The sequence below is a fragment of the Streptomyces sp. NPDC006476 genome (assembly GCF_040612015.1).
GTDB lineage: Bacteria > Actinomycetota > Actinomycetes > Streptomycetales > Streptomycetaceae > Streptomyces > Streptomyces griseorubiginosus_B.
Window position 1 is genome coordinate 1 of sequence record NZ_JBEXPK010000194.1, and the last position, 4,810, is coordinate 4,810.

A 4,810-nucleotide genomic window follows, 5' to 3' on the forward strand; every position below is an offset into this window, starting at 1 on the left:
GCCACCAGCGACAACGACTGAAACGACCAAGCCGAAGACACCCGGGTCAGATTTCAACCGACCAAAGTGGGTCCAGGTTCAGCCGACGCCGACACATCTCGCCTGCGGACGGGGACTGCTGCAGGATTGGGTGACAGCGGTCACCTGTCCATACAGCAGTCCCTTTCCTAGAGATCAACGAAGCCACCTGCCTCTAACATGCTCGGTCATGACCGATGACGTGCTCGACTACTCCAGGCCCGGGCCTTTTACGAGCCTGTACGCGACGCAACTCCCGCTCATCGAAGGGCTGCCGGATGATCCGGTGGGCATCTGCGCCGCGGTGCAGAGCCTGGTCATCCAGCCCACGGACGCCCCAGCGTTAGGGATTTCTGAGGACCGGATCGCAGAGAAGAACATCCGGCCGGTCAACGAGCTGGTTACCGTGCTGACTGGCCTTGATCCTGCGCCGCTTCACCAGGCCCGAACGCCTAGGACGCGGGTGGTCGGCACCTGCCGTCACTTCGCCACCATGGCCTGCGCCTTCTTGCGAACGCGTGGCATACCCGCTCGCGCCCGGTGCGGTTTTGCCACCTACTTCGTGGAGGGGCGTGGCCTCGATCACTGGATCACCGAGTACTGGGACGCCGGCCAGGCGCGTTGGGTGCGTATCGACTCCGAGATCCTCGGCAAGGGCCACGTCGACCGCCCAGAGGACCTCGCTCCCGGCGAGTTCCTGACCGGGGGCGAGGCGTGGGCCCAGTACCGCAATGGCTTGATCGACCCGGACACGTTCGGGGTAGCCGGCACCGATCACGCCTGGGGATGGGCCGAAATCAGCGGCAATGCCGTCCGAGACCTCGCCTCGCTCTGCAAGCTGGAAACGCTGCCCTGGCACGAATGGGGCCGCATGACGGCAGCGTACGAAGACAGGACGGGACCTGAGTACGACCAGCTGATCGACGTGGTCGCCGCTGCTTGCATCGAAGACGACCCACTGGCCCTGACCCGCCTGTTCGCCGACGAGGACCTGTCCGTTCCCCCGCGCATCGTCGGGTAAGGCGGGCAGGAGCATGACCATGCTCCCTACACAAGACCCTTGGCGTTGCCGAAAATCACCGACACCCACACCCCTCAACTCGATGCGTTCTCGGTCCTGAGCGACACCCGTTCCTCAAACTCACCGACGTACCCACCACGGCGACGCCGAGGAGGCCGAGGGCATCGTCAGGGCGGCCGAGGTCGACTACTTCCACACCGCTATCGCTGCCTTGCTCGACCGGCCCTTCGGGTTCTTCGGCCACAGCCTGGGCTCACTCATCGCCTACCAGCTCACCCGCCGACTTCAGGACGAGGGGCACCCGCTCCCGGACTGGCTGGGCGTGTCCGCCTACGGCGCCCCGCGAGTCGAGACCGGCGCCGACGGCCGCCCTCACCTGATGTCCGACGACGGACTGCGAGGCTGGCTGCGGAACGTCGGCGGCAGCACACCGCAGCTCCTCGACAACGACGCCGTCTGGCACACGTTCGCCCCGGTGTTCCGCAACGACTTCAAACTCCTGGACACCTGGACTCCTCCCCGCGACCCCGAACCGCTGCCCGTTCCGCTCTCGGTATTCGGGGGCCACTGCGACAAGCTGATCAGCGAGGACCGCCTGCTCGCCTGGCAAGCGTTCACCACACACTTCCGCGGCCTCGAGAGATACAAGGGCGACCACTTCTACTTGATGAACCACCGGCAGCCTCTCGCTGCCGCCATCACGGCCGCGATGCGTTCCGCCGCTGCTTGAGCTCGCCTTCACCACCACGCCACCCGCTAGATGACCTACTCCAACGCAAGCCTGCGAAGGGAGTGGGGGCGGCCCCTCAAGCGTCGGGGTCGACTTCGGGGTGCGTGAACCGCACGGGCCTGCCCAGCGACCGGGCGTAGGCGATTTCGGCTCGGGTGCTGTCTCCGACGTAGTCGCCGACAACGAGCACCTCATCGGCGAGCAGGATCTTCGACCGGTGCAGTTCGTCGAGTCGAACCTTCAGGGCCTGAGCCTCGACAGGATCGGACCAAAGTTCGTGCGGCGACTTCAGGTCGCAACCCGGCTTGACGACAATCCTTCCGGCTTTGGTCTCCCGCAGATCGGCCTCAGCCATCTCGGCCATGAAACGAGTGGAGCCGCAAATCGCAACAATACGCGGGAAACCCAGCTGCTTCTTCGCCTCGGCGAGCTTCTCCGCGGGGGTGATCACTTGCGGGGATGACACTGGTTCCTCCTGGTGGTGCGGCCCGAGGGATGCCGGCGGAGACGGAGAACGAAGGTGCCCAAGATCATCTTTTGGTGAATGACGTGGCCACCCGTGGGCCCGCACTTTATGCGACGAGCATCCCCACCTGGTGCCGCGGCCCCCGCTGGTCGGCCCCACGCCCCGCCTGTGCGATGCCGAACTGGTCACCGTCGCCACGAAACGCCGGTGTCGGTTACCGCGTTCACCGCCTCGATGAGCCGAATGCAGCGGCAGGGGGCCGCGGTGTCGGCTTGGTCGGCCGGTCCCCTGCCGGCAGCTGGTGGCGGTGCCGGGTCGGGCTCGGGCACTGCGACAACCCGAACGAGGGAGGCTCAATCAGATGACCGCATTGACGGAGCCCTGTCCGTCGGCGATCTTGCGGCCCCGCCGTACCCGGCGCGGCCGGTCGCGGCTCACTGAGCACCTGGCGGCCACGGTCCGTGCCCGCGCCCTGATCGACCCGACCGCCTGCAGCCCGCTCATCATCTGACCGCTATCGCTGTGCGCTTCGACGAGGAGACTACGTCCACCGCATCTCACCAGCCCGCCCCCAAACCTGTCGCCGCGCCTTCCACACCCGGCCGCACCGCGGAGGGGGAGCAGATCATGGCGGTCGCCGACACGCTGGTGCTCGCGTACGGGCTGCACCCGGCAGACATAACGCGAACCCCGCAGGGCACCGCGACGGACAACTACGCCATCGTGGATCAAACGGGCCAGCGGCACTTCGCCAAGGTCTACCGCACTCGAGAAGACTTCGATCTGGAGCGGGCGTCGGTCGAACTGTCCGAGTACGCCGCCGACGGAGGTGTCGCGACCGCGCGGGCAACCCGCACGCGCGGGCACGAACTGCTCGCCGAGCTGAACGCGGCCGGCGAACTCGACTGGTCCCGCGTGTGTGTGGACGGCTCCCACATCCGCGCGAAAAAAGGGGAGCCGACACCGGTCCGTCGCCGGTCGACCGGCGCAAGACGGGCAGCAAGCACCACCTGATCTGCGACGGACGCGGCACTCCGCTCAAGGTCATCACCACCGCGGCCAACGTCAACGACGTCACCCAGATCGCGCCCTCGTTGATGGCATCCCGCCCGTCGCTGGGCGGCCCGGCCGCCCACGCAGACGCCCCGACTCGCTCCTCGGCGACAAGGCCTACGACTCGAAGGCCGTGCGCCATGAGCTGCGACGCCGCCGGATCCTGCCGGTCATCTCCCACAAAGGCGCCCCGAACATCAAGGGCCTGGGCAAGCTCCGTTACGTCGTGGAGCAGACTTTCGCCCTGCTCCACCAGTTCAAGCGCCTCGCCGTCCGCTGGGAACGCCGAACCGAACTCCACGACGCCTTCGTCTCATTGGCCTGCGGCCTCATCTGCTGGAGGCGACTGAAGAAGCACCGATCATGATCGTGTCACGAGGTTCCGGCTACAGCTCACACCACTCACCCAGAGGGCCGGCCGCCCGCGTCCGGGTGAAGTCGTGCACCAGGTTCCACGCCCGATCGGTATCCAGGACAAAGTCGCCCGCGAACGTGGCGAGGTCGTCCATGATCGGGACTTCGACCTGGGCACCCGAGGGCACGGTGCCGTCTCCTGCGAGCAGCGACATCCGCTCGGTGTCACTCATCAGATGGACGACCGCGTGCTGATCCCGGAAGGCCAGGATCAGCACGGGGAACTCCCTGTTCGGCGACCGAACCTCGACGTACCCCTGACCACGGGAACGCAGGTCGTTGAAGCGGTCTGACAGATCCTTCACCTCTGAACGTCTCTCAACCGGACGGAACAGCCCTGATTCCGGCGACGTCGCCGCCCACACCACGCTCACCCAGCCCCCCCTTCCCCACACAGACCATCGCCTACGATCCAGGGCCACGCTCCCACGCTCCACCACGACACGACTACTGAGACTGGGGCGCATGATCGTGTTACCAGCTCATAGGGGTGTCGCCTGAGCGTAGGCACGCATGGCGTCGACATGCGGCCGCCTCTGCTGGCAGGGAAAGGGCGTCCGCGGCCCCTTCTTCGGCAAAGGAGTGGTCTCCGTGGGCCGTATCGTTTACCGAAGGATGGGCCATCTGGTGGCGCCACCAGATGGCACTGGACCGAGCATGGCTTCGGAGGCCGTAGGAGCCGCCTGGAGTTCGCCGGGGACAAGCCAGGCGAGCATGGTCGCCCGGTCCGTGGTGGCGGCCGGGCACAGTGTGAACGGCCCGCCGAGGACTGTCCGGGCGAAGAGGTCCTCCAGCAGAGCGCGGCCCTCCCGGTAGGGCCGGTCCAGCAGCTCGACCCCTCCGGCCTCAAGCTCCTCGAAAACGATGAGGTTAGGCGGGATGCTCGACGGCGGCCGCGACCGCGCCGCGGCCCCGGCGCCGGGCGCGGTTCTGGAGCTGCTGCGCCATCCACCCCGCGGCTTGGCCCGCATGCCGATTGACCTGTTTCCGGCGTGTGCAGGAGTAGGGAGCATCCTAGCCTCGGGCTTTCACGAAGAGGGTCGTCCGAGGGTTGATCAAATAAGCGAGGAGTGCCTCTGAGCTGGGACGATAGGGCTTGTCGAAGGTC

General features: G+C 66.7%; 6 protein-coding genes and 1 pseudogene. 5 read left to right on the forward strand and 2 right to left on the reverse strand.

All coding sequences use genetic code 11. The features are described from left to right. The first annotated feature begins 208 nt into the window (after positions 1-208). Both ABZZ74_RS52575 and ABZZ74_RS52580 read left to right on the forward strand, forming a co-directional pair. Positions 209-1,039, forward strand: a complete 831-nt coding sequence (locus tag ABZZ74_RS52575) for a transglutaminase-like domain-containing protein (protein WP_356951223.1) — start codon at positions 209-211, stop codon at positions 1,037-1,039. 163 nt (positions 1,040-1,202) lie between these two features. Next, the gene (locus ABZZ74_RS52580; RefSeq protein WP_356951228.1) at positions 1,203-1,769 is read left to right on the forward strand and encodes an alpha/beta fold hydrolase; all 567 of its coding nucleotides are present in this window, start codon (positions 1,203-1,205) and stop codon (positions 1,767-1,769) included. Between the two features lie 76 nt (positions 1,770-1,845). On the opposite strand, the gene ABZZ74_RS52585 is transcribed toward ABZZ74_RS52580, so the two are convergent. Beyond that, positions 1,846-2,235, reverse strand: a complete 390-nt coding sequence (locus ABZZ74_RS52585) for a hypothetical protein (RefSeq protein ID WP_356951224.1) — start codon at positions 2,233-2,235, stop codon at positions 1,846-1,848. Positions 2,236-2,596: 361 nt separating this feature from the next. Here ABZZ74_RS52585 and ABZZ74_RS52590 point away from each other — a divergent pair, with 361 nt between their 5' ends. The 3 genes and pseudogenes from ABZZ74_RS52590 to ABZZ74_RS52600 all read left to right on the forward strand — a co-directional run bounded on the left by ABZZ74_RS52590 (position 2,597) and on the right by ABZZ74_RS52600 (position 3,655). Next, complete coding sequence (locus ABZZ74_RS52590) at positions 2,597-2,746, forward strand: hypothetical protein (protein WP_356951225.1); 150 nt, start codon at positions 2,597-2,599, stop codon at positions 2,744-2,746. A gap of 116 nt (positions 2,747-2,862) precedes the next feature. Further along, positions 2,863-3,249, forward strand: coding sequence for a hypothetical protein (locus tag ABZZ74_RS52595; protein WP_356951226.1), 387 nt, complete (start codon positions 2,863-2,865; stop codon positions 3,247-3,249). Further along, positions 3,153-3,655: pseudogene (locus ABZZ74_RS52600) on the forward strand (IS5 family transposase). Before ABZZ74_RS52595 ends, ABZZ74_RS52600 begins: the two are co-directional and overlap by 97 nt. A gap of 19 nt (positions 3,656-3,674) precedes the next feature. Here the strand turns inward: ABZZ74_RS52600 and ABZZ74_RS52605 are convergent. Continuing rightward, positions 3,675-4,076 (reverse strand): hypothetical protein, encoded by a 402-nt coding sequence (locus tag ABZZ74_RS52605; protein ID WP_356951227.1) that lies wholly within the window; start codon positions 4,074-4,076, stop codon positions 3,675-3,677. Between the last annotated feature and the right edge of the window lie 734 nt (positions 4,077-4,810).

What these genes read in the sequence shown, in the direction of transcription:
- ABZZ74_RS52575 (WP_356951223.1), top strand. Translation starts at nt 209, where the DNA reads ATGACCGATGACGTGCTCGACTACTCCAGGCCCGGGCCTTTTACGAGC.
- ABZZ74_RS52595 (WP_356951226.1), top strand. Translation starts at nt 2,863, where the DNA reads ATGGCGGTCGCCGACACGCTGGTGCTCGCGTACGGGCTGCACCCGGCA.
- ABZZ74_RS52590 (WP_356951225.1), top strand. Translation starts at nt 2,597, where the DNA reads ATGACCGCATTGACGGAGCCCTGTCCGTCGGCGATCTTGCGGCCCCGC.